Genomic DNA, 24,723 nt, shown 5'->3' with positions numbered 1-24,723 from the left:
TACACTAAATCTATTTTTCTGTATATAACACTTCTAATATATCTTTCATCTCTTCTAATGAAAGATTAATCTTAGACCCCTGGTCTATAGCATTACCCAAATGCTCTTCTACACTTCTTATTATTGTCTCTCTAACTAATTCTACATCTTGTTCACATACAAAGGATCCTTTGCCTGGTAAAGTATAAATATATCCTTCACTTTCCAATTCTTCATATGCTCTCTTTGTAGTTATAACACTAATTCTAAGTTCTTTAGCTAACATTCGTATAGATGGAAGTGGTTCATGTGGTTGTAATCTATTCATTAAAATATGATCTTTTATTTGTTTCTCTATTTGTGAATAAATTGGTTCTCCTGAGGAGTTATTTATAATTATATTCATATATTCCCTCCAACTTAAAACTTCTTTTGTTATTATAAATCTCTTTTATTGTAAGCCTCAACAGATAGCACCATACATATAGCATATATTATTACTCCAGCTAGGAATGCAACTATTGTAATCCTATTTATGGAACCACTCATTATGCTATTTATTATATTATTAAATAGCTCAGGGAAAAATTTCTTCCCTGCAAATACTAAAGCATAGGGTAAATAAAATACTGAAAGCATAATTATTGAAGAATACTTTACTGCCACAGAATACTCTAATTTATAGTAGGTATAGTTAGTAGCTCCAATGATTAATACATAGTATATAAAGGTTAAGGATTGTATTAAGAAGATTGTTGTCAATTCTTCCTTACTTAAACTTCCTAATGTAACAACTATACTGAACATAATTATAGAGGAAATTATATAAGCAATCATATAATATATATATTTACTTAAAACTATCTCACTTCTTTTAACTGGGAAACTATTTATAATTAAATCATAGTTTTTTCTTAACTCACTTGTAGCTGTAAATCTATTAACAATTACTGGGACCAAAAGTGTTGCTACAGTATACGTCATTGGCAATGCATCTCTAGTATATTTAGTTACTAATCCTAACATTAATCCAGCAATTACATTTATGATTAGTAATGGTTTTCTACTAGTTATAAAATCTTTTTTTAAAAGTGCTATCATAGTAATTCCCCCTTACAAATCCTTTTTTTCATAAAATATTGTAGATATTACACTAAATAAGGTTACTACAGCTAAAATTAATACTAGCAAAATTGAATTGCCAATAAGTGTATTATTATATACTATCTTCAATCCACTATTAATTACTCTTTTAGCTACTACATAGTCCATTATATTATAGAATGACATTGAACCCACAAATAGTAATATAAAACAAATATAATAACTTATCTTTGCATATTTAACTCCTAGCGAAAAATATAGTAAGTAATATATTCCTATCATAAATATCATATAAATAACTGAAAACTTTACTGCCACAATATTTACGTCTATAAAATAATTTGAATTTATCATATATAGGCCTTTACACACTAATACGGATATCGTTGCAGTAGCTAAAATCCAAACTGTAGAGCTAATAAATTTTCCAGTAACATATTCTTTTCTTGTACAAGGTGCGCTTAGTATACTCATATAAACCTTATCCCTTGATTCCATTTCGGTACATATAATTGAAAACATTCCCAAGCATAACATTAAATATGGAAATAAACTTGTTCCTTTATTAGTTATAGTTACTATTGCAAAAATACCTATTATTGCTAACAGCTGTCTGCTTTTTAGATTTGAAAAATTTAAACTTAATTCTCTCATCAAAATCTTTCCCATTTTTATATCCCCCTATCGACTATAAAATAACATGATATCTTCTAATTTAGGTGTTTCTATTACAACATTTCCTCTAAATACCCTTTTTACTTCATCCAACTTATTAGTAAGTCCCTCAAACCCATACGTTGTCTCCCTTATACCCTTCAATAAATCTCTATTCTCTAAAGTCAACAATGTTTTATCTCCCTTAATTATCTTATATTCATCTAATATTTCATCCTTACCTTTAGAAAAGATTATTTTCCCCTTATCTATATAAGTTATATAATCTGCTATCTTTTCTAAGTCTGATGTGATATGAGTAGAAATTAAAATTCCAACTTCTTCGTCTTGTATTATACTTTGAAGTATGTCTAATACTTCCCTCCTGACAACTGGATCCAAACCTGAAGTAGGTTCATCTAATATTAATAATTTAGCTTTATGACTTAGTGCGATAGCTATGGCATACTTCATCTTCATACCCTTAGATAACTCTTTTACTTTTTGATTTTTGTTTAAAGAAAATTTATTTAAATAACTATTAAAGGTAGAAGAATCCCAATCTTTATAAAAATTAGAAATTATCTTCCCATTATCATTTATTGATAAATGATCATAGTAAAAACAATCCTCATATACAAAGCCTATTCTTTCTTTTATATCTCTTTCACACTTTATATTATCCTTTCCAAAAACCTTTATTTCTCCTTTATCCTTAGATATCAAATTCATTATAAGTTTTATAGTTGTGGTTTTTCCTGCTCCATTTTCCCCTATAAATCCCATTATAAATCCTACTGGCAAATTTAAATTTATATTATTTAGCTTAAAATTTTTATATTTTTTACTTAAGTTTTTTATTTCTAATACATTATCCATATAATTTTTTCTCCTTTATACATAAAATATTTATTTTTAAAATTCCATTAGCATATCGTATATACTGTTCATTCTCTATATGTACAGTATATACTCTATATACACACTTGTCAATAATAAACTTTTTACTCTATATGTACTATTATGTTAAATTAAGGCGATGTTTCAATGTAGTATCGATAAAAAATTACATATTATTGCTTAAATAGACCTTTATTAGATCTATCTTATTTTATATAAACATCTTATATATCACTAATTTATATATTATTTGTAATTAATCTAACATTTTTGACCATTCTATGATGATTTGAATTGTTAAAAATAAGTTTAGCTGTTAAAATATTATATATGAAAATATTATATTTTATTTACTACCCAAACAGGAGGCTTTATGAATAAATATATGTCTTTAAAAGATCACGTATATAATTATATTTCTGAAAAAATAAGTAATGGCACTTTAAGTGCTGATGAAAAATTAAATGAACAACAGATTTGTGATGAGCTAAATATAAGCAGAACTCCTGTAAGAGAAGCTCTTATACAATTAGCATCAGATGGTTACTTAGAAAATTCTCCAAGAAAAGGATTCAAGGTTAGAAATATTGATGAGAAAAAAGCTAGTGAACTATATGAAATTATAGGTACATTAGATGGACTAGCTGCTAGTTTAGCAATAGACAACATATGCGATAAAGATATTAAAAACATGAACTTTTTAGTAGCGTCAATGGATAATGCTATTGAAAAATGCCTCTTTGAAACTTACCTTACTCTACAAGTAGAATTTCATGATATATATATAGATTTATGTGATAATTTGGAATTGATAAATATAATAACTCAACTAAAAAGAAAACTTATTAGAAAAACTTATACTTCCAATTCAATTGACAATTTGTTAGAAGTACTTAATGCCACTAATGCTGAGCACAGAAATATAATTGAATTTTTTAAGAAAAAGGATAAAATTGGAGTTCAAAACTACTTAAAGCAAGTTCATTGGTGTGTTAATAATTCTAATTTTCAATCACTGCAGGTGAAGCAAAAATGTTAGGAACACTAATTAACTCTTTAGCTATAATTATCGGAACTATTATAGGCTTATCTTTTAAAAATAGTATAAATAAAAATCTTAGTAATACTATTATGCAAGCTCTTGCTTTATGTATCTTATTTATTGGAATAGATGGTTCTCTTAAAGTTAACAATTTATTAGTAGTCATCATATGTATGGCATCAGGTGCATTAATAGGTGAAACTATAGATATTGATCATAGATTAAATAACTTAGGAGATAAGATACAAAGTAAATTTAAGAATAGTAATAGTAATATATCTGAGGGCTTTGTAACAGCTACATTACTGTTTTGTGTAGGCGCAATGGCTATAGTTGGTGCCTTAGACAGTGGACTTCGCAATGATCACAGCATATTGATATCCAAGTCAATTTTAGATGGAATATCCTCTATAATATTCTCATCAACCTTAGGTATAGGTGTAGCATTATCTGCTATTTCAGTGTTAATTTATCAAGGAGGAATAACAATTTTTGCTACCTTTTTAAGTCCCTTACTTTCAGAAGCTGTAATAGGTAATATGACCTGCTGTGGTAGCCTTCTTATTATAGGACTAGGATTAAATATTTTGGGATGTACAAAAATTAAAATCTCTAATCTTTTACCTGCAGTATTCTTACCTATAATCGCTGACCTTGTGCTGAAATTATTCTAAGTTAAATAAATCTTATCTTCAGATTCAGTTTCAAGTACAAATAAGAACACATTTCCTCTATTATTTAAATTCTTAGAGAAATTTGTAGAATTGTATTGATTAAAAGGATTTTTTTCGTTAGAATATAATAATAGTATAATCACTACGTCTTAGTAGGAGGAATAGAATATGGAATGGTCAAGCGTAGATATAGCAAAGGCTTCTGTGGAAATGGCAATATCCTCAAGAAAACAAGAGGAGCAATTAATAAAAGATTTTACAGATAAAGAAATTTTATCTGTAGCAGTAGACATTGGAGGAAATCTTATAAATTCTATTCCAAAAATTATCGAAAGAGCTTTAGTTGCCTCTAAGCGCTCTGGTATTATTAAAGATTGCCACCTACATGATGGTGCTGTAATAGGAGCAACAAGAGAAGCAATTATGCAAATTTCAGAAAAGGCCAATGGTTTAAATGTTGGAGGAAAGATAGGAATTGCTAGATATAAGGAACATATAAGTGTGTGTATCTTTATGAGCATAGGAGTACTCCATTTAAATGAAGTAGTAATAGGACTTGGGCATAGATCCATATCCATGTAGTATTAAGTAGTTAGGATATCTAGTAAGATATCTAAGTAGTATAGTAGTTGATTCGTAAAACATAATTATAATTCGTAGTATAGTAGTATGGTAGAGTTTAATTTACTTTTATTGTCTATTTAAATTAATAATTTAATAAATTAAAAATATCTAGTACATTTCAAATGTATCCTAGTATATTTTATTAAAGATATTTTAAGCTACAAATTAAATTTATGTTGAATTTATAGATAAACTCTTACTCAACATTATTTAATTTCGTAGCTTTTTGTTTTGCTATAAAAGAGAAAAAAATTCTCTTTTATTATATATTTTAGGAGGATGGTAGTATGGTAAGAAAAAATTTAAAAACTTTAATCTTAGGTAGTATTTTAGTAGGAGCTGTTCTAACTGGTTGTTCATCCCAAAGTGGAAATGCTGAAAACTCTAGCAGTAAAAGTGTTTCCATTGGTATAACTCAAATGGCTGAACATCCCGCTCTAGATTCAGCTAGAGAAGGATTTTTGAAATCAATGGAGGAAAATGGTTTTAAAGAAGGTGAAAATCTAAAAATAGATTATCAAAATGCTCAAGGAGACATCTCAACTGCTCAAATTATTGCGCAAAATTTCTCAACTAAGAGAACAGATGCAATTCTAGCTATTGGAACTCCAACTGCTCAAGCAGCCTTTAATTCAACAAAAGAAATTCCGATAGGCATTACTGCAATCACTGACCCTGTAGAAGCTGGTCTTGTAAAATCCTGGGACAAAAGTGAAACTAACGTCTTTGGCACCAGTGATATGACACCAGTAGAAAATCAATTAAATTTATTGAAAAAGTTAGCTCCTAATGCTAAAACTCTAGGAGTTATATTTAATACTAGTGAAGCCAATTCAGAGGCTCAAGTAAAACTTCTAAAGGATTTATGTTCCAAATTTGGATTAGAAGTCATCGATGTTGGTGTTACTAGTGTTAATGATATTCCTCAAGCTTTGGAAAGTCTTCTAAAAAAGATAGATGTACTATATACACCAGCAGATAATATAATAGCTTCTTCTATGGCATTAATTAGCAACAAAGCCACAGAGTTAAAAGTACCTATTATAGGTGCTGAAGAAGCCCATGTTGTTAGTGGTGCATTGGCTACAGATGGTATTAATTATGAAAATTTAGGTAGGCAAACTGCTGAAATGGTACTTGAAGTTTTAAAAGGTAAAACTCCTTCTGAAATGGGAGTTGAAACTTTAAAGGAAACTGAAATAGTTATTAATAAAACTGCAGCTAAAGCTCTAGGTATAGAAATTCCTAAGGAACTTTTAGATAGTGCTAAAGTTATTGACTAATAATAAATTTAAAAGGACGTGAATTTAATGTTAAGTTTTTGGATTAATGTTTTAGAACAGGGATTAATTTTTGGAATAATGGCACTTGGTGTGTTTATAACCTATAAGATTTTGGATTTTCCTGATTTATCTGTAGATGGAAGCTTTCCTCTTGGAGCTTCTGTGGCTGCTATTGCAATATCTAATGGTATTAACCCCATAGCAGCGTCGCTACTTAGTATAGTCTTTGGCATGATAGCAGGCTTATTTACAGGCATACTTCATGTTAAATGTAAAATAACTAATCTATTATCAGGTATTTTAGTTATGACTGCATTATATTCAGTAAATCTTAGAATTATGGGAAAAGCCAATTTGCCTCTTCTAAATGAAACTACAATATTCTCATATAACCTACCACCTATAATTATTATTTCAATAATAGTGTTGGTTTGCAAGGTATTATTAGACTTATTTCTTAAAACTAAAAGCGGATTTTTATTAAGAAGTACGGGAGATAATCCTCAACTAATAACTTCTCTAGGAGTAGATATAGGTAAGATAAAAATACTTGGACTTATGATCGCCAACGGTTTAGTTGCACTATCTGGAGCTGTTATGGCTCAATATCAACGCTTTTCAGATGTTGGTATGGGTATAGGTATAGTAGTTGCTGGACTTGCTGCTATTATATTTGGTGAAACTGTATTTAAAAAATTAAAATTTGCAGCACCAACAACACTAGCTGTTACTGGTTCTATACTGTATAAATTAGCTACAGGCATAGCGCTAAAACTAAATATATCACCATCTGATTTAAAGTTAATAACAGCTATTATTGTGGTTATTGCTTTGACTCTTAGTGGACCTGCTATAGTTAAAAAGAGAAAACCAAGAACAGTTAAGGGGGTAAAAGTAAATGTTAAAACTACAGAACTTGAACAAAGTATTTAATCCAAACACAGTGAATGAAACCACTGTAATAAATGATTTAAACCTGACTGTTAATGACAATGATTTTATAACTATAATTGGTAGTAACGGAGCTGGTAAGTCAACTCTTATGAATATAATTGCTGGTACTATAGATGAAGATTTTGGAGACATTACTTTACATAACAAAAGTATCTCTCATTTAAGTGAATATAATAGATCAAAATTTATAGGACGGGTTTTTCAAAATCCAACTTTAGGAACTTCACCTTCTATGACCATTTTAGAAAATCTTTCTCTTGCTTATAACAAGGGAAGGAAATTTGGTCTAACTCCAGGTGTAGATAAAAAGAATAAAGATTTTTTTAAAGGTTTATTAGAAACCTTAGATCTAGGTTTAGAAGATAAACTTCATGTAAAAGTTGGTCTCTTATCTGGTGGACAGCGTCAGTCACTATCTCTTTTAATGTCTACTATAAGTAATCCTGAACTATTATTATTAGATGAACATACAGCTGCTTTAGATCCTAAGACTTCAGAGATTATAATGGAACTTACAGATGAATTAGTTAGAGAAAAAAATATAACAACTTTAATGGTAACTCATAATTTAAATCATGCTGTAAAGTATGGAAATAGATTAATCATGCTCCATGAAGGGAAAGTACTTCTAGATGTAGCTGGAACTGAAAAGAAAAATCTTACAGTTAATAAGCTGTTAGATTGCTTTGAAAAACTTTGTTCAAAGGATATTTTAGATGATAGAGTACTATTGTCCAAGGTATCAGAAATATAATAATGAGTTAAATCCTTAAATATTAACCATTATTTTTAAGGATTTCTAAAAAAGTATAAGATAATAAAGAAAAAAATAATGGAGTGATTTTTCACTCCATTATTTTTTATATAAGTTTTAATAAAATCTATTCAGTTTTTTAACTCCTATTTGAGCTGTTTTCTTAATTGATTATAAATATTTAAATTATAATATATTATTTTTTTCCACCTTTAAATGTAGAATTTAATAATTTAATTGAAAGGAAAATTATAGCCATTACTATAAAAATTCCAGCCATACCCTTACCCATTACACCTAAACTTATAATGAAATTATCTATATTCATTAAATCATACCTCCAACTAAGGCTAATATTAATCCTCCTGCAATAACAGAGCCAATTTGTCCTGAAACGTTAGCTGCTACTGCATGCATTAATAAAAAGTTTTGTGGATCTTCTTCTTGACCCATTTTTTGAATTACTCTAGCTGACATAGGGAATGCAGATATTCCAGCAGCTCCTACCATTGGATTTATCTTATTCTTTGAGAAAAGGTTCAAGAATTTCGCAAACAGTACTCCACCAATAGTATCAAAAATAAATGCTACAAGGCCAAGACCTATAATCATTATAGTTTGCCATGTTACGAAATCAACTGCTTTCATTTTAGAAGCTATAGTAATACCAAGAAGTATAGTTACTAAGTTAGCTAATTCATTTTGAGCTGTTAATGATAGTCTCTCCAGTACTCCACACTCTCTAATTAAATTACCAAACATTAGGAATCCAACAAGTGCTACAGATGTTGGTGAAAAAAGTCCTGCAATAACAGTAACAACTACTGGAAATAATACTTTAGTACTTTGAGATACTGCTGTTGGATTGTAGGTCATTTTTATCTGTCTTTCCTTCTTTGTTGTAACAAGTTTTATAGCTGCTGGTTGTATAATAGGAACAAGTGCCATATAAGAATATGCTGCTACCGTTATGGCCCCTATGTAATTACTCTTAAAGAAGTTAGCTACGAATATAGAAGTTGGTCCATCTGCTGCTCCTATAATTCCTATAGATGCTGCATCCTTTAATGAGAATCCTAGCAATGCAGCCAAACTTAAAGTGAAGAATATACCAAATTGCGCTGCTGCTCCGAATAAAAGCATCTTAGGATTAGTTAATAGTGGTCCAAAATCAATCATAGCTCCAATACCTATAAATAGTACTAGTGGAAATAGCTCATTTGCTATACCCATATTAAATAAGTTATCAATTATTCCTACCTCTGCATGACCACCAATAATTTGTGTCACAGCACCTGAAAAAGGAATGTTTACTAATATGGCACCAAATCCCATTGGTAATAAAAGTGTTGGCTCAAATCCTTTTTTTATTGCTAGCCATATTAGTGTTGCTCCTATAACCCACATTATTACTTGCTGCCAAGTTATAGCCATAATTCCATTTACCAGAAAATCCATAATTACGCCCCCTTTAATACAAAATTACTTATAAACTTTTAGTTACAGATAAAATTTGAAAATTGCAACTAAACTTTCATTATTAAAAATTTTCTGCAGTATATCTGTAATTTTATATTATATTTTTGAATTATTCACTACCTTATCTATTTTATTAACATATTATTAATATTTTTAATTTTTCTTTAAGATTCTCCCTTGATATGAGTCCACATTTTTACAATTAAGTGTTTAATTTCTCAGGATTTTATTAAATTCATTCTAAAATTCTTATAAATTCATCAATGCTTTATTATTTCATAATGAATTTCCAAAGTATAAATTATTACAAATATATTACATTAATTATATATAATATTTGTAATTTTTCAATAAATTCTTTTACATATTTATATGGTTCTCATTAATAGAGTTCCCTTACTTAATTAAAGTATTAGAATTTTTGACTTATTCCGTAAAATATTAGAATAATCGGATAGTAAGAAAGAAAAGGATGTCTATTTCAAATAGACACCCTTAATCACTTAATATATGTAATATGAAATTGGATCAATTTTCTCGCCACTAGAATTAATTACCTCAAAATGTATATGTGGTCCTGTTGACCATCCTGTAGATCCAACCTTTGCAATTTCTTGTCCTCCACTGATACTCTGCCCCTCGCTAACTAAAAGCTGAGAGTTATGAGCATATAGACTGCTAATATTTCCATGATCTATAACCACTACATTTCCATATCCATTCATCCAACCTGCATAAGCTACAACTCCATTTTGAAGTGAATGTACACTTGCTCCATAAGGTGCCCCTATATCAAGAGCTCCATGAAATTCTTGCTTGCCTGTAATAGGATTAACTCTACCTTCAAACCTCTGAGTTATAGTATATCCTCTTCCCCCTGTTATTGAAAAAATATTTCCATTTGATACTTGTCCATCACTAGAGTCAGGGTCAGAGTCCCCTCTAGATGGTCTCTGCTCAGCTTCCATATTCCTAATAGCCACAACTATTTCATCAAATTCATTTTGTTGTTGTGCTAATATGGCTTCATGTACATCAATCTCATTTTCAATTTTAGCCATAAGTACATCTTTCTCTTGCTTTTTATCTTTTAAAGTATTCATTTTATTGCTAACAGTTTGCATCATATCTTCAAGATTGCTTTTTTCATTTTTAACTTGAGTCATAGTGCTCTGTAGTTCACCTTGTTTTTCTTTAAATTCATTTATAATATCATTATCATATTTAACCAAACTTGTTATAATTTCTACTTTTTCAAGGAAATCATAAAGTCCTTCTGATCCAAATAATATTTCTATGTAACTTTGAGATTGATTCATATACATAATACGAAGCCTTTTTGCCATCAAGTTTTCACTTTTTGCTAAATCAACCTTTAATTCTTCTGATTTAACCTGTAAAGTTTCTATTTTTTTGTTTGAATTACTTATTTTAGAATTTATTTGCTTAACTTCACTATCTACCTCATTGATATTTTTATCTAATTCATGAATATCATTAAGAATATTTTCCTTGTTTTTCTCTAATTCTTTTATCTCATTTTTACCATTATTAATTTCTTGTTTAATATCATTGGATTTATTCTTCATATCACTAATACCATTTGCTAGCACATTTCCTGTAACTAGGTTGCTACATAATACCAATGCTATTACAATTTTAGTTTTATTATTCATAAAAACTCCCTTCAGAATACAATGCTTGTCTGTTTTATTTTTTATGTAATTTTATCAATGTAGAAACTTCTTGTCAACTTCTTAACTAATTTTAATCTACCTTGATCTCTTCTTTTGAAGGCTTCAATCTATCATTCATCTTATTACTTTCTCTGTTAACTAGCCATATACCTATACAAACAAATATTAATGCTATAGCATTCTTCAACTCCCATATGTTTTCATGTAAAAATATAGCTGATAATATTGAACCAAATATAGGTGTTAAGAAATTAAAAACGGCCACGGTTCCTACCTTATTATACTTTAATAGAATTGTCCACAATGAAAATGCAACTGAAGAAAGCATCGCAAGATATATAAGTAAGCTTGTGGATTTCATTGTAAACCCTGATATAGAGCCATTAAACCCATATCCTAGACTAATAAGTATAGCTCCTCCTATGAATAATTGATATCCAGTTACCACTATTGAATCCATAGACTGAGTAAGTTTTTTACCATAAATAGCTGATGCAGAAAGTATTAATGCAGAAAGCATGATCGCTCCTTCACCTTTTATAGTAAAAGAAGAACCTAACAACTGTGAATTAAAATTAATAATAATTACACCTATAAAACCTATAATACACCCTAAGGTCTTCTTAAAATTCAATTTATCATTTATGTATATATAATGAGCTATTATAACGCTAAAAAAAGCTCCTGTTCCACTCAAAATAGAACCTTTTGTACCACTGGTATAAGCTAATCCTAAATAGAAAAATATGTACTGTAAGCTGGTTTGCGTAACTCCGAGTAAGGCTATTTGTCCTAATTGTTTTTTATTAAATTTAAAAACTTCTTTTTTACTTAATAGTGCTATAAAAAGTACTATTATACCTGCAAAAAAGAATCTATACCCTGCAAATACTAATTTAGAAGGTATATCATCTGACGCAATGTTAAATATTTCATATCCACTTTTTACCGCTGGAAAGGCACTTCCCCATAGCATACAGCATACAGTAGCAAATATATATATTACTTTTTTCTTCATAAAAAACTCTTTAGTATTCACTTGTAAATTAATCTCCTCTTATAAATATACTTCACTACTAAATATACCACTAAATGAACTGTTTATAAATATATAAGAATTATGCATATAAGGTTTCTAAAATCTCCTTACTTGATATACAAATTTTTATATTAGCTTTCAAAATAAATATAATCCATATTATCTAAGTAATAATATGGATTATATACTCTGCTTTTAATTAGTATAAAAAGGTTATTTTTTCTTAGTTTTTCCTGTATCCTTACCAGCTGTCTTTGGCTTTTTTGTTCCACCTTTACTCTTTCCCTTATCTGGCATAAAAATCACCCCTCATAAATTTGTTAATTAAATCATACCATTTATTTTTTTTTATGTAAATATATGTATCATTTTTTGATTTTATATTTCTTATAAAATTCCCATAGAATATAGCCATAAAAAAAGAAAGGTTGTATAAATAAAACAACCCTTCTTATTCTTATTTTTATTCTCTAATATTATAAATTCTTAATTTGACATTACTTCTTTTCGTTCTTCCATTTTATCCTGTAGCTTCTCTCCTCTATCTTTAAGCAATACTGATATTATTAAGAATACAACAGTAATTATAAATAACACTCCAATATCTCTTACTATTATTGCATTGTTTGTTCCTGAAATAATTTCTCTTAATCCTGATACACAATAAGTAAAAGGCATAAATGGATTTAGTACTTTGAAGAAATCAGGTACTAATTCTAGTGGGAATGTACCTGCACAAGATGTAAGTTGAAGAATTAATAATACTATGGCTAGCAATCTTCCTGCATCTCCTAATACTGATATTAAGCATTGCATTATTGCTATAAATGCTAGAGACATCAATATATTAAATGCAAAATACAATGGAATATTCTCTGGTTTTAAGCCTAAAGCTAAAACTGCTATACTTGCAAGGACTGCTTGTAAAACTCCTATAAAACTGTATGATAGATACTTACCAGTAACTACTGATATAGCACCTGCATTCATATTATTCTCAACTCTTGCTGAAATAACAAAGAACATCATAATTGCTCCTACCCATAATGAAAGTGGTATAAAGTATGGTGTGAATCCTGTTCCATAATCCTTTACAGTATTAGTTGGTGTATCCTCTAATTCTATTGGATTGGATACAAATTCAGCCATATCATTACTAGTATTAATCACATTATTATTTAGCTTATCTGAACCTTCTTTTAGTTTTGTAGCAAGTTCTTCTGAACCATCGTCAAGTTTTTGTGCCCCATCTTTTAATTCTGGCATTTTATCACTTAATGTTTTTAATCCATTATTAATTGCAATAGAACCATCTGAAAGTGCGTTAACTCCACTACTTAGTTCAGGCATTTTTTCTTTTAATTCACCAATTCCACCATTTAAAGCTGTAGCTCCTTGAGCTAATTTGCCAACGCCACCAGTTAGTCCTGGTATATTAGAGCTTAATTGTTCTATTCCCTGTGTTAACGCTTCTGCCCCTTGTCCTACCTTGATAGATCCTTGAACTAATGTTTTTGCAGCAATATCAGCTTCATTAATTCCTGATTTCAAGCTAGGATTTCCATTATAACCATTATTCACTGCTTCATTTAAACTTCCAATAGCAGTTCCAAGACTTGGCTTACTTTGAGAGTCTACAGTAACATTATTTGTTATTGAATTTACAGCAGTTTTAAGGGATGGCTCTGTAGCACTTTGATCTACATTCACTGCTACATTTAATGTTGATACCATCTGTGATAAAATTGCTACTTTTTCATCATTATTAGTTGCTTTACTGTATTGATTTATTAAAGAATTAACTATTTGATCATTACTCATTCCATTTGTTTTTGGAATATCACCATTATTTACAACTTTATTAAATGCTCCTACTGCACCTCCAAGTGAGTTTACACCGCTATTAACCTTTGTAATACCCTGTACAAGACTTGGGTTTCCATCCCCTCCTATATTTACCGCCTTGTTTAAACTTTCAAGTGAATTACCTAGTTCATTAACTCCATTCTTAGCGTTCTCCATTCCCTGTGATAGTGCATTCAATCCATTAGTTAATCCAACTGGCTTATTATTAACTACTGCATTAGTATTTACACCTTGACTTAATTGAGTTGCACCATCAAGTAACTTCTTAGTACCTTCACTTAAAGTTGATGCATTATTATTTAAATATTCTAATCCACCTTTTAAAGCTGTAGATCCTTCATATAATTTATTTGCTCCTTCTTGCATGGCTGGAGTATTTTTTTTCAATTGATTGAGTCCATTATTTAAATCAGTTGATCCATTATAAAGTTTATCGACTCCATCTGTCATTTCTGGAATTTTTTCATTTAATTTTGAAATTCCATCATAAAGCTCTTTACTCCCATCACTTGCTTGTGCCATACCATCTTTTAATTCATAAATGCTATCAAAAGTTACCTTTGTATATTCTTCAGTTACATTTGCAATAACTTCTGCCTTTAGTTTATCTTCTACTCTTTGACCTATTTGAGCAGATAGAAAATTCTTTTTCTCATTGGCACTATAAATAATTTTTGCTTGCTGTGGTTTTCCATCTTTAGCACTAAGAACATTTGTTGAAAAGTTTTCTGGAATTATAAAAACTGAATAATATTTATCATTTTCAACTCCATCTTTCCCTTCACTAAGATCAACAAAATTCCATTGAACTTCTTTGTTATCCTTTAAATTATTAACTAAGTCTTGACCATAATTTACTGCATCACCATCTTTAGTTGTACCCTTATCTAAGTTTACAAAAGCAATTGGTAATTTATCTAGTCTAGAATAAGGATCCCAAAAAGCTGCCAGATAAAGCAAACTATATAATAAAGGAACAATTATTATTGCAATAACTGACACTCTAATAAGCCTATTCTTAAATATACTAGATATATCCTTCCAAGCTATTTTTAGAAAATTCATATATATCACTCCTTTTTGCACTGACTGGTCAGTTTTAAATATACTGCGAAATTTATTATATGTCAATAGCAAAAAGTAAACTTCTATATGCTCATAAAAATTTAACATATAGAAGTTTACTTTAACTTTGAAGTCCTCTAATACTATATTCTATTAATTCTTCTATTACTGAATCTAAATTGATTTTGTCAATATTTATAACCTCATAAACTGCTGCTGAGCATAAGCTTCCGAAAAAAGCATAGGACATGAAAGTGGGGTTTCCACTCCTAACCAATCCAGCATCCATGGCGTCTTTTATATACCCTTCTATCTGTTTAAGATACAATCTTACTTTGTTTCTTAACTCTATTTGTCTAATTTCTTGACCCCACAATTGGCTTAATACAATCTTTATAAAATCTCTATCCCTATATAATACAGAAAGCTGTAATTTACATAACACTCTTAATTTCTCTAGAGGATTTTCATACGCTTTAACTTCTGAAGTAACCTCATCTATCATTAAGTTTAAACCTTCTTCTATTATGAAGCTAAACATCTCTTCCTTACTCTTGAAATGATAATATAGAGTTCCCTTTGCTACTCCTGCATATTCCGCTATCTGATCCATAGTAGTTCCTGTATACCCATATATAGAAAATGATTTTATTGCTGCTTTGAATATTTGTAACTTAGTCTTATTCATTTATTTAAAATACCTCCAAACACTCTACTTTAATTATATAATCTATGTTTTAAAACTTATGAAATATTAAATTCAATATATTATTTTTACATTCTAATTTAAACATAAAGTTCTTTTCTTATATGCAATGGTATTTATTATAGACCGTCAGTTATTATTTTTAAAAATCCACCGTTACATTTTCAAAACTTTATATCACTACTTAATTATTCTATCTATTTCTATATTACCCTTTAAAATTCAACATTATATATGCAAAGTCAAAAAAATAATAGTTCTAAAATATCTAGAACTATTATTTTGATATCATCTTATTTATATTTTTAAATTTTATTTTTCTAACTTGCTATATAGTGAATTTAGTTATTTTGATATTCTTAATCCTACTATTACCTTAAATAAATCTCCATCTATTTCTATACTGAATTTTCCACCATGGAGCTCTACAATACTTTTTGAGATAGCAAGCCCTAATCCTGAGCCATCTGTATGCCTAGATTCATCCCCTCTTTTAAATCTCTCTGTTATTTCCTCTACATCGAAATTTAATTCATAGGCTGAAATATTTTTCATTGTTATATATACATTTTCTCCTTGGGTATTTACATCTATATATACTCTAGTGTTAGGGAAAGAGTATTTAATTATATTCGATATTAAATTTTCAAACACTCTCCAGATTTTTCTCCCATCAGCTTCAATATATATCTTTTCACTTGGCATATTAACCTTAAAATCTAAAGCTGATTCTTTAATTCTACCTTCTGCTTCACCTAGCGTTTGATTTAATAGAGCATTTACCTCCACTTTAGTTAAAGTAAGTTCCATAGCTCCACTTGCTGCCTTTGAGGCTTCAAATAAATCTTCAATTAATAGCTTTAATCTTTGAGATTTTTTATCTAATACCTCTAAATATGCTCTAGCTTCCTCTGGCTCTATATTTTGCTTTTTTAATATATCTACATAGTTAATAATTGAAGTAAGTGGAGTTTTTAAGTCATGAGATACATTTGAAATAAGTTCCGTCTTCAGTCTCTCACTCTTAGTTTCATTTTCAATAGATTTTCTTAGTCCTTGTTTTAAATTATTTATACTATGCGCAAGTCCCTTTAACGCTCCATGCCCTTGTTCTTCTATATTGTCATTAAGCTTTCCCTCTGAAAGCATCCTAGCTGCATAAATAATCTTATTTAAATAAGCAAACTCTTTAAATAAGATATATATAACTGCTAAAGTGGCTACCACATCAAACATAAATGCAAGTGCAATTCCAAATCCATTGCCAAATATCCCTGCAAGTACAAAGGTCGCTCCAACGCAAATCATCACATATAGTGCCATGATTATAAATATAGTTTTCCCAAAGGAGCCCTTCTCCATAACTATCTTTACATATTCCCAAAGTTTCAAGGTATAACTATCTTTAAGAACAGTATTATCTTTATAATTCATTAGTAATGCTTTAAAAACTGAATACCATACTATGGCTAATAAAGATAATAAAACTATATTATTAATATTAATATTGAATGTATATTCCTCATAATAGTTGTAATGATAAAACACATTATATATTATCCAAGAAGACATTAACATAAGGGCTTTAATCTCTATCTTTGTATGTTTTAATCGTAATAACAAGCTGCTCATATAGCACACTTTCTTATTCAAATTCCTTAATATAAATACCATAATAATTAGCCCTATAAGTGAACCTATAAAAATTTTCACTTCACCATTTACTATTGCCGTAGCTTCATTAAAATTTTGAAAAGAGCTATAAACCTCATCTCCAGCGCTTAATTCTTTTGGAATCCCTATATATATGACTAATTCACTTAATTCACCATATCCAAAATTAGGAGCAACATAATCAAATATACTTCCATTTTTATTTCTATTTATATATTCGCCATCTATAAATAATTTTTTATTGGTACCTCCTCCAATAATTGAATACTCTCCAAAGAATCTACTTGAATTTTTTAGTTCCTCTATGGCCTCATTTCCAGTTTTAAAATTACTAAGCCATATATTATTCTTTTTATCATAAGATATATATTTCAAATTTGGATAAGAACTTAATGCAGTGACTTCTCTCTTAAAAGTAGATAATTTCTCTTCTATAATTAGGGAAGCTACTTCTTCATCAGATCTCTCATATTTTTTTTCTAATTCTTGACGAATTTTACTTTGTTCTGCAGCTAGTTGCTGTTCCGTACCAATGAAATTCGCTGATATTTTATTTGACTCTGAGGAATATTCTTCATTTAGCTGCTCTTCAAAACTATCCTTTTTTTGCTTTATCTCCCATTGAGCTAAATTCTTTTTATCTTTTATATAGTCCTCATTTTTATAGAATTCTGTTAAATATCCTACTCTCTCTGTGAATTTGTGAAGGTCACTTCCTACATATTGTGATGAATATACTCCATTTTTATCAAAGTTTATTTTATTACTCTTAATGTCATCAATAGATATAAAAATTACAGAAAATAACATAGCTGCAATTATTATGGCTATTATTTTTGCAATAGTTATCCTGGTATAGTCTTTTTTCATTTCTATATCATCAATTACTTCTTCGTTAATATTTTTCGATTTTATATCCAATTCCCCACACCACCTTTAAATATTTGGGATCCTTCGGGTTTATTTCTATTTTTTCTCTAATTCTTCTAATATGGACTGCTACTGTGTTATCTACATTATAACTCGGTTCATTCCATACTCTTTCATATATTTCTTCCATAGAAAATACCCTTCCTTGATTTTTTAAAAGTAACTCTAATATTTTAAACTCTATAGGTGTAACCCTTACACTTTCTCCATCCATAAATACTTCTTTAGTATTTATGTTCATTTCTAATCCCCCACTCCTTAATACTTCATCACTGTCATTATTACTTATATTATTCAAATTTCCTAAAGTTATATATCTTCTTAATTGAGATTTAACTCTAGCTATAAGCTCAAGTGGGTTAAAAGGTTTAGTAATGTAATCATCTGCTCCCATATTAAGTCCTAGAATTTTATCTGTATCCTCTGATTTTGCAGAAATCAGTATTATAGGTATATTTTTTTCTTCTCTTATTTTAAGGGTTGCTCTTATTCCATCCATCTTAGGCATCATTATATCCATCAAAATTAAGTGTATATCTTTTTCTACTAAGAGCTCTAGTGCCTCTAATCCATCGTAAGACTTATATATATTTAATCCTTCATTCATAAGATATATCTCAATGGCATCTACTATTTCTTTATCATCATCTACAACTAATACATTGTATTTCATTTTACATCACTCCTCATAAAACCATTATATCATCCTATATCTTACTTTCTATATTTTAAAACTCCTATTATCTTTTAATCCTATTATTTCTCCAAATATTCTTCTAAAGTTATATCGCTCTCAAAGATTTTTTTTGCTTCTTTCTTGCCCACATACCTAAAATGCCAAGGTTCATAATTATATCCGGTAATGCCCTCTTTTCCATCATCATATCTTAATATAAATCCAAATTTATAAGAATTCTTTTCTAACCATGCCCCTTCAGCAGTTTCATTAGAATCTAAGGAATAGGTTTCATTAGTTATATCCATTGCAAGTCCTGTTTGATGCTCACTTTGACCTGGCTGAGCTACATACTTACTGGTATGATCAAAGCCCTTTTCTTCAATGTTTCTATCATATATCCCCTTTTGTGTATTATAAGATCTATATCCTGAAAGTGCATATAAATGTACGCCTTCATTCTCAGCTTCAGCAAACATCCTCTTTAAGGCATCAGCTGCTGTCTTTGCCATGTAAGTCTCCTCCTCTGTAATATTAGGAGTAGTCCTCACACTTATTTTTACCAAATCTTGGGGTTCATAATCCTTTTTTACACTATTTTCTTTATTTACCAACATAAGTACATTAGTACTAGCATTAACATCTTTATACATATACTCACTTACCTTACTGATCAATGTGATGTTAAACACAACTAATACTATTATAAAAATAAATAATCTGAATTTATTAATCCTCTTCTTCCTCACCATTATTACCACCTTATTCATAATATATAAAATTCTCAAAGCTCTTATATTACTATGATAAATATAAAATCTTAAATAATAAGTAATAAAATTCTTAAGAATTTCTTACAATAACTACAATATTTTAAAATATACAGTATTTCAAAATAAGCAATAAAAAAAGAACTTGTAAAAGCCCTTTTTTTATTATCTAGAGATATTATATAAAATTTTTAATACATACTAAATAGTGGTTGTAATTATCTATCTGCCATACTATTTTCATAACTTTTACTTTCATATGTTTTATATTTTAATTCATTAAATCTCTCTAATTATTTTACAAGGATTACCTGCTGCAATTACATTTTTAGGTATATCTTTAGTGACAACGCTCCCTGCTCCAATGGTTGTGTTATCTCCTATACGCACTCCTGGACATATAATTGTTCCTCCGCCAATCCAAACATTATTTCCTATGATAATTGGCTGTCCAAATTCTTTACCAGTTACCCTCTCCTCAGGGTCTATGGGGTGTGCCGCTGTATATATCTGAACATTTGGTGCTAATAATACATTATCTCCAATTTGAACCTTATTAACATCAAGTATAATACAGCCAAAATTAGCATAAAAGTTATCACCAACCTCAATATTGTATCCATAATCACAATTAAAGGGTGGTTCAATATAAAAAGACCCTTTTGAAACAATTAGCTGTTTTAAAATTTTCTTTCTTTTCTCTATTTCACTAGGCCGTGAGTGGTTAAATTCATAAGTTAACTCTCTTGCCTTCTCTCGTTCTTCCACTAGTACATTATCACCTGCATTATAGTATTCTCCTGCTAACATCTTTTCTTTTTCACTTCTCACCATACCTACCTCCCTTATCAATAAATGCACATAATTACTACAAGATTAATTTTATTTTATCCTTATCCATCTATTTGTAAAGCAGTTTTTTACAAATTCACCTTTATTTAAATATTCTCTTAAAGTATCTCTTGTATATTCTTGATTATATTTTTCATTTTTATTATTGGCTAAGCTAGGATATCCAGTACCTCTCTGTAGATAATCTGAGGTTGAAACCCTATATATTTTCTCATCTTCTAATTCTCCAGTTTCAAGTGCCACTCTTAAGATATCTCTTCCATCATGTTCTATAATTGCCCCTGACACATGAAGTCTTCCAAGGTATCTACCTCTAAACCCTGGACCTCTTCCATCCTGTAGACAGATTTCTGACTGAAGAGATATCCTTAGGGCTTCCTTTATATCCTTTCCACTGATCTCCATATATGTAGGATTTAAAGGAGATGGGCTTATTTCTAATAATTTTTTATCAGAGACTTCTCCCTTTCTCACTCCTCCATTTACAATTCCGCTATTAATTATACTTAAGTCGCAAGAAATTGCATCTCTCAAACCATCTGCTAAAAGATTAGTTATAGGATTTTCTTCAATTACATCATGCCAAATATCAACATCTACTTCATAGAGAGGCTTGCTTAAGTTTTGTAGAGCTATATCCTTCTCTATCTTAAGTTGATTTATTATTTCTTCATCTTCTATTATATTTGTAATATCTATATTCTCTCCCTGAAAATCCTTTATTGCCTTATTCTCAATATCAATATCAAGAATTCCTAAGTGATTCCCATAATTTCCCGATTGATGTATTAGAGTATTATTTATTAACTCTACTTTTTCCATAAGAGTATGACTATGTCCACCTATTATTATATGAATATCTTCTATAGTTTCTGCAATAACTCTATCTTCTTTTATTCCCAAATGACTTAGTAATATACATATATCATACTTTCCATTATTATTCTTAATCTCCCTTCTAATTTCTTCTATAGGATTTGACGCATACATATTGTGCAATGAAAAAAACTCATTTAAAGGTGGTGTAGCTCCAACTATAAGGAATCTAAGTCCCCCTCTTTCCAATATAATGCTTCTTTTTAATCCTTCAATTTCATTAGTATTATTTTTATATAGATTAGTAGAAAGAAATGGAACTAGATTTGTCTTCGCCATAACTTCAAGAATTTCTTCTCCTTGGAAACCTTCATTATTTCCTACTACAATTCCGTCATAGTTAGCAAGATCTAGAAGTCTACATCCAGCTTCCCCCTTAGTACCTTGAAGCTCCAGCCTCATAAAATCATTAAAGTCTCCACCATCCAAAATAATGGTATTTTCATTTCTAAGCTCTTTTATTTTACTTACAATTTTAGAGAAATTTTCGAACCTACTATGTATATCATTAGTATGTAATATTCTTATTTTCATTATTTATCACCTCAAACTTATAGTATTATGAAATATTCTAGGCACTGAAATCTACATTAACATTTATAATATATTTTACCACTTTCCTCTTGTAAACTTAATATCTATTCTGAAAAAAACTCCATACCATTAAGTACTGGTATGGAGCTCAAATTATAATACCTTCGAAAGAAAATCTATAGTTCTCGGATTCTTTGGATTGTTGAAAATTTCTTCTGGAGTTCCCTCCTCCACAATATTTCCTCCATCCATAAATAGAATTCTATCTCCCACTTCTTTTGCAAATCCCATTTCATGAGTAACAACCACCATGGTCATACCATCATTAGCAAGATTTTTCATTACATTTAAAACCTCACCTACCATCTCAGGATCTAATGCTGATGTGGGTTCATCAAATAACATTACATCTGGTTCCATGGCTAACGCTCTAGCTATAGCTACCCTTTGTTTTTGTCCACCAGATAATGATGCAGGATATTCATTAGCCTTTTCATGAAGACCAACTTTTTCAAGTAATTCCATTGCCTTATTAATAGCACTCTGTTTTGATTTACTTTTTACCTTCACAGGAGCTAAAGTTATATTATCAAGCACTGTTTTATGAGGAAAAAGATTAAATTGCTGAAACACCATTCCCATGTTTTCTCTAATCTTATTGATGTTTACTCCTTTTTCCATAATATTAGTGCCCTCAAAAATTATTTCTCCTTCTGTGGGTTCCTCTAACCTATTTAGACATCTTAAGAATGTACTTTTACCCGAGCCTGAGGGACCAATTACAACTACAACCTGACCCTTTTTTATATGTTCATTAACTCCTTTTAATACCTGATTGTCTCCAAAATACTTATGCAAATTATTAACGTAAATCACTAGCTTTCAACCTTCTTTCTACAACACCAAGAATTCTTGTTAGTGTGAATGTTAGTATAAAGTATATTACTGCTGCTACTAATAGTGGCTCTAATCCTAATGCGGTTGTACCTCTAACTGTTCCAGTATTATACATAAGCTCTGCAACTCCAATTACTGACACAATGGATGATTCTTTTATTATAGTGATAAATTCATTTCCTAAGGCAGGTAATATATTTTTAACAGCCTGAGGTATTATAATATGTACCATAACTAAAGCTCGTTTCATTCCTAAACTTCTCGCAGCTTCAGCTTGTCCTTTATCTACAGAATCTATACCAGCTCTAATTATTTCTGCAACATAAGCTGCTGAATTAAGAGATAATGCCACAATACCTGTACCTATTCCTGATAAATCAAAACCTAAAACTTGTGGCAATGCAATATATATTATCCAAATTTGAACTAAAACAGGTGTGCCTCTTACAAATTCTACATATATTGAGGCAATAATATTTAACAATTTACTTATCATTGTTGATTCGAAAACTTTAAACTTAGCAGTCTTCATAAGGCATATCATCATGCCTAGTAGGGTTCCAAATAGTACTGTAAAGAACGCTAATAATATTGTTATTTTTGCACCATTAATAAAATAACTTACGTACTCAGGTAAAAATTTAAAAGTTAATTCCAAGTTGTCCTCCTCCTTATTCTCTCTACTCTAGGTGTTTATTTGCTTCTACAACAAATTCATCTATCTTGCCTTCACTTATTAATCTATCTATAGTCTTATCAACCTCTTTAACTAAATCAGCTTCCCCTTTTTTCATGGCAATAGCAGCACCACCTTCTTCATCTTTTATAACTACTGTTGTAAGAGCTATCCCGCTATTTTGTTTAATATTAAATTCAGCTACTGGTTTCTCAATTAAAAGCGCATCAACTTTTCCGCTCTTTAAATCTAAAACTAAGTCAGTTACTTTTCCTAGTGCTTTAATTTCAGCCCCTTGAATTTGCTTCTTAGCTATTTCTTCTTGAATAGATCCTTTTTGAACCCCAAGTTTCTTACCTTTTAAATCTTCTATAGAATTAATTTTATCTTTATCTTCTGCATTTACCAATATACCGTGCTCAGCTGCATAATAAATCTTCGAGAAAGCTGCATTCTCTTGTCTCTTTGGAGTAGGTGTCATTCCTGCAAACACCATATCTGCTTTTCCAGCTTGAAGTGCTATTAACAAGCCATCAAAATCCATATCCGTTATTTCAAGTTCTACTCCCATATCCTTAGCAATTTCTCTTGCTATATCAATATCAAAACCTATTATTTGATCTTTTCCATCTATCATTTTATGAAATTCGTATGGTGGATAATCCGCACTTGTTGCAACTACTAATTTCCCACTTTCTTTTATCTTCTCTATCCCTGATAGCTGCTTGTCCTCTTTTTTATCTCCACATGCTACAAGAGATAAAGACAATGCTCCCACTAATACAATTCCTAATATTTTTTTTAAAACTCCTGCTTTCATAAACTAGTCCCCCTAATATTTATATTTATACATTTAACATAGGTATGATTATACACTATATTCTCATATTTATGCAATAGTTATGTATAAATATTTTTATATTTACCTTAGTTTCATTATGTAAACCTCTTCAATTCTAGTTTTTTACATTGAATACCTCAAATATAATATACGTTTATCGACGAATACCACATTTGC

24 protein-coding genes are annotated in these 24,723 nt (G+C 29.6%); 6 read left to right on the top strand and 18 right to left on the bottom strand.

Going from position 1 to position 24,723, the window contains the following annotated elements; translation table 11 throughout:
- Positions 1-10 precede the first annotated feature (10 nt).
- The 4 genes from ACI48Q_RS00850 to ACI48Q_RS00835 are packed head-to-tail and all read right to left on the bottom strand — an operon-like array spanning position 11 to position 2,616.
- Positions 11-385, bottom strand: a complete 375-nt coding sequence (locus ACI48Q_RS00850) for a GntR family transcriptional regulator (protein ID WP_474917152.1) — start codon at positions 383-385, stop codon at positions 11-13.
- Positions 386-417: 32 nt separating this feature from the next.
- The gene (locus ACI48Q_RS00845) at positions 418-1,080 is read right to left on the bottom strand and encodes an ABC-2 transporter permease (RefSeq protein WP_474917151.1); all 663 of its coding nucleotides are present in this window, start codon (positions 1,078-1,080) and stop codon (positions 418-420) included.
- A gap of 12 nt (positions 1,081-1,092) precedes the next feature.
- Positions 1,093-1,752 (bottom strand): ABC-2 transporter permease, encoded by a 660-nt coding sequence (locus tag ACI48Q_RS00840; protein ID WP_474917150.1) that lies wholly within the window; start codon positions 1,750-1,752, stop codon positions 1,093-1,095.
- Positions 1,753-1,764: 12 nt separating this feature from the next.
- Positions 1,765-2,616, bottom strand: coding sequence for an ABC transporter ATP-binding protein (locus ACI48Q_RS00835; protein ID WP_474917149.1), 852 nt, complete (start codon positions 2,614-2,616; stop codon positions 1,765-1,767).
- A 394-nt stretch (positions 2,617-3,010) separates the two neighbouring features.
- Here ACI48Q_RS00835 and ACI48Q_RS00830 point away from each other — a divergent pair, with 394 nt between their 5' ends.
- From ACI48Q_RS00830 to ACI48Q_RS00805, 6 genes are all read left to right on the top strand, one after another.
- Positions 3,011-3,676 (top strand): GntR family transcriptional regulator, encoded by a 666-nt coding sequence (locus tag ACI48Q_RS00830; protein ID WP_474917148.1) that lies wholly within the window; start codon positions 3,011-3,013, stop codon positions 3,674-3,676.
- On the top strand, positions 3,670-4,353 hold the full coding sequence (locus tag ACI48Q_RS00825) for a DUF554 domain-containing protein (RefSeq protein ID WP_474917147.1): 684 nt from the start codon (positions 3,670-3,672) through the stop codon (positions 4,351-4,353). Before ACI48Q_RS00830 ends, ACI48Q_RS00825 begins: the two co-directional genes overlap by 7 nt.
- A gap of 168 nt (positions 4,354-4,521) precedes the next feature.
- The gene (locus ACI48Q_RS00820; RefSeq protein ID WP_474917146.1) at positions 4,522-4,935 is read left to right on the top strand and encodes a HutP family protein; all 414 of its coding nucleotides are present in this window, start codon (positions 4,522-4,524) and stop codon (positions 4,933-4,935) included.
- A 329-nt stretch (positions 4,936-5,264) separates the two neighbouring features.
- On the top strand, positions 5,265-6,260 hold the full coding sequence (locus ACI48Q_RS00815) for an ABC transporter substrate-binding protein (protein ID WP_474917145.1): 996 nt from the start codon (positions 5,265-5,267) through the stop codon (positions 6,258-6,260).
- A gap of 27 nt (positions 6,261-6,287) precedes the next feature.
- Positions 6,288-7,193, top strand: coding sequence for an ABC transporter permease (locus ACI48Q_RS00810; protein WP_474917144.1), 906 nt, complete (start codon positions 6,288-6,290; stop codon positions 7,191-7,193).
- On the top strand, positions 7,159-7,968 hold the full coding sequence (locus ACI48Q_RS00805; RefSeq protein WP_474917143.1) for an ABC transporter ATP-binding protein: 810 nt from the start codon (positions 7,159-7,161) through the stop codon (positions 7,966-7,968). Before ACI48Q_RS00810 ends, ACI48Q_RS00805 begins: the two co-directional genes overlap by 35 nt.
- A 196-nt stretch (positions 7,969-8,164) precedes the next feature.
- Here ACI48Q_RS00805 and ACI48Q_RS00800 read toward each other — a convergent pair whose 3' ends face one another.
- The 14 genes from ACI48Q_RS00800 to ACI48Q_RS00735 form a co-directional block, all read right to left on the bottom strand.
- On the bottom strand, positions 8,165-8,296 hold the full coding sequence (locus ACI48Q_RS00800) for an OadG-related small transporter subunit (RefSeq protein ID WP_474917142.1): 132 nt from the start codon (positions 8,294-8,296) through the stop codon (positions 8,165-8,167).
- Entirely contained in the window at positions 8,296-9,426 is a 1,131-nt protein-coding gene (locus tag ACI48Q_RS00795; protein ID WP_474917141.1) for a sodium ion-translocating decarboxylase subunit beta, read from the bottom strand. Before ACI48Q_RS00795 ends, ACI48Q_RS00800 begins: the two co-directional genes overlap by 1 nt.
- A 524-nt stretch (positions 9,427-9,950) precedes the next feature.
- Positions 9,951-11,123, bottom strand: coding sequence for a murein hydrolase activator EnvC family protein (locus tag ACI48Q_RS00790; protein WP_474917140.1), 1,173 nt, complete (start codon positions 11,121-11,123; stop codon positions 9,951-9,953).
- 91 nt (positions 11,124-11,214) lie between these two features.
- Entirely contained in the window at positions 11,215-12,162 is a 948-nt protein-coding gene (locus ACI48Q_RS00785) for a DMT family transporter (RefSeq protein ID WP_474917139.1), read from the bottom strand.
- A gap of 507 nt (positions 12,163-12,669) precedes the next feature.
- Positions 12,670-15,114: a YhgE/Pip family protein gene (locus tag ACI48Q_RS00780; RefSeq protein WP_474917138.1), complete on the bottom strand. Its 2,445-nt coding sequence runs from the start codon at positions 15,112-15,114 to the stop codon at positions 12,670-12,672.
- Positions 15,115-15,235: 121 nt separating this feature from the next.
- Entirely contained in the window at positions 15,236-15,802 is a 567-nt protein-coding gene (locus tag ACI48Q_RS00775) for a TetR/AcrR family transcriptional regulator (protein WP_474917137.1), read from the bottom strand.
- Between the two features lie 363 nt (positions 15,803-16,165).
- Positions 16,166-18,415, bottom strand: a complete 2,250-nt coding sequence (locus ACI48Q_RS00770; protein WP_474917136.1) for a sensor histidine kinase — start codon at positions 18,413-18,415, stop codon at positions 16,166-16,168.
- Positions 18,390-19,097: a response regulator transcription factor gene (locus ACI48Q_RS00765; protein ID WP_474917135.1), complete on the bottom strand. Its 708-nt coding sequence runs from the start codon at positions 19,095-19,097 to the stop codon at positions 18,390-18,392. The genes ACI48Q_RS00770 and ACI48Q_RS00765 overlap by 26 nt, the downstream gene beginning before the upstream one ends.
- Positions 19,098-19,180: 83 nt before the next feature.
- Entirely contained in the window at positions 19,181-19,852 is a 672-nt protein-coding gene (locus ACI48Q_RS00760; RefSeq protein WP_474917134.1) for a M15 family metallopeptidase, read from the bottom strand.
- A gap of 297 nt (positions 19,853-20,149) precedes the next feature.
- Positions 20,150-20,704: a sugar O-acetyltransferase gene (locus ACI48Q_RS00755; protein WP_474917133.1), complete on the bottom strand. Its 555-nt coding sequence runs from the start codon at positions 20,702-20,704 to the stop codon at positions 20,150-20,152.
- Between the two features lie 48 nt (positions 20,705-20,752).
- Positions 20,753-22,132 carry a bifunctional metallophosphatase/5'-nucleotidase gene (locus tag ACI48Q_RS00750; protein WP_474917132.1) on the bottom strand — a complete coding sequence of 460 codons (1,380 nt, stop codon included), beginning with the start codon at positions 22,130-22,132 and terminating at the stop codon, positions 20,753-20,755.
- 153 nt (positions 22,133-22,285) lie between these two features.
- Positions 22,286-23,008, bottom strand: coding sequence for an amino acid ABC transporter ATP-binding protein (locus ACI48Q_RS00745; RefSeq protein ID WP_474917131.1), 723 nt, complete (start codon positions 23,006-23,008; stop codon positions 22,286-22,288).
- Positions 22,995-23,687, bottom strand: coding sequence for an amino acid ABC transporter permease (locus tag ACI48Q_RS00740; RefSeq protein ID WP_474917130.1), 693 nt, complete (start codon positions 23,685-23,687; stop codon positions 22,995-22,997). Before ACI48Q_RS00740 ends, ACI48Q_RS00745 begins: the two co-directional genes overlap by 14 nt.
- Before the next feature lie 22 nt (positions 23,688-23,709).
- The gene (locus ACI48Q_RS00735; protein WP_474917129.1) at positions 23,710-24,525 is read right to left on the bottom strand and encodes an ABC transporter substrate-binding protein; all 816 of its coding nucleotides are present in this window, start codon (positions 24,523-24,525) and stop codon (positions 23,710-23,712) included.
- Positions 24,526-24,723 lie beyond the last annotated feature (198 nt).

This window comes from Clostridium sp. LXY-7 (assembly GCF_056172015.1).
This window is presented reverse-complemented; position numbering and strand designations above follow the sequence as displayed.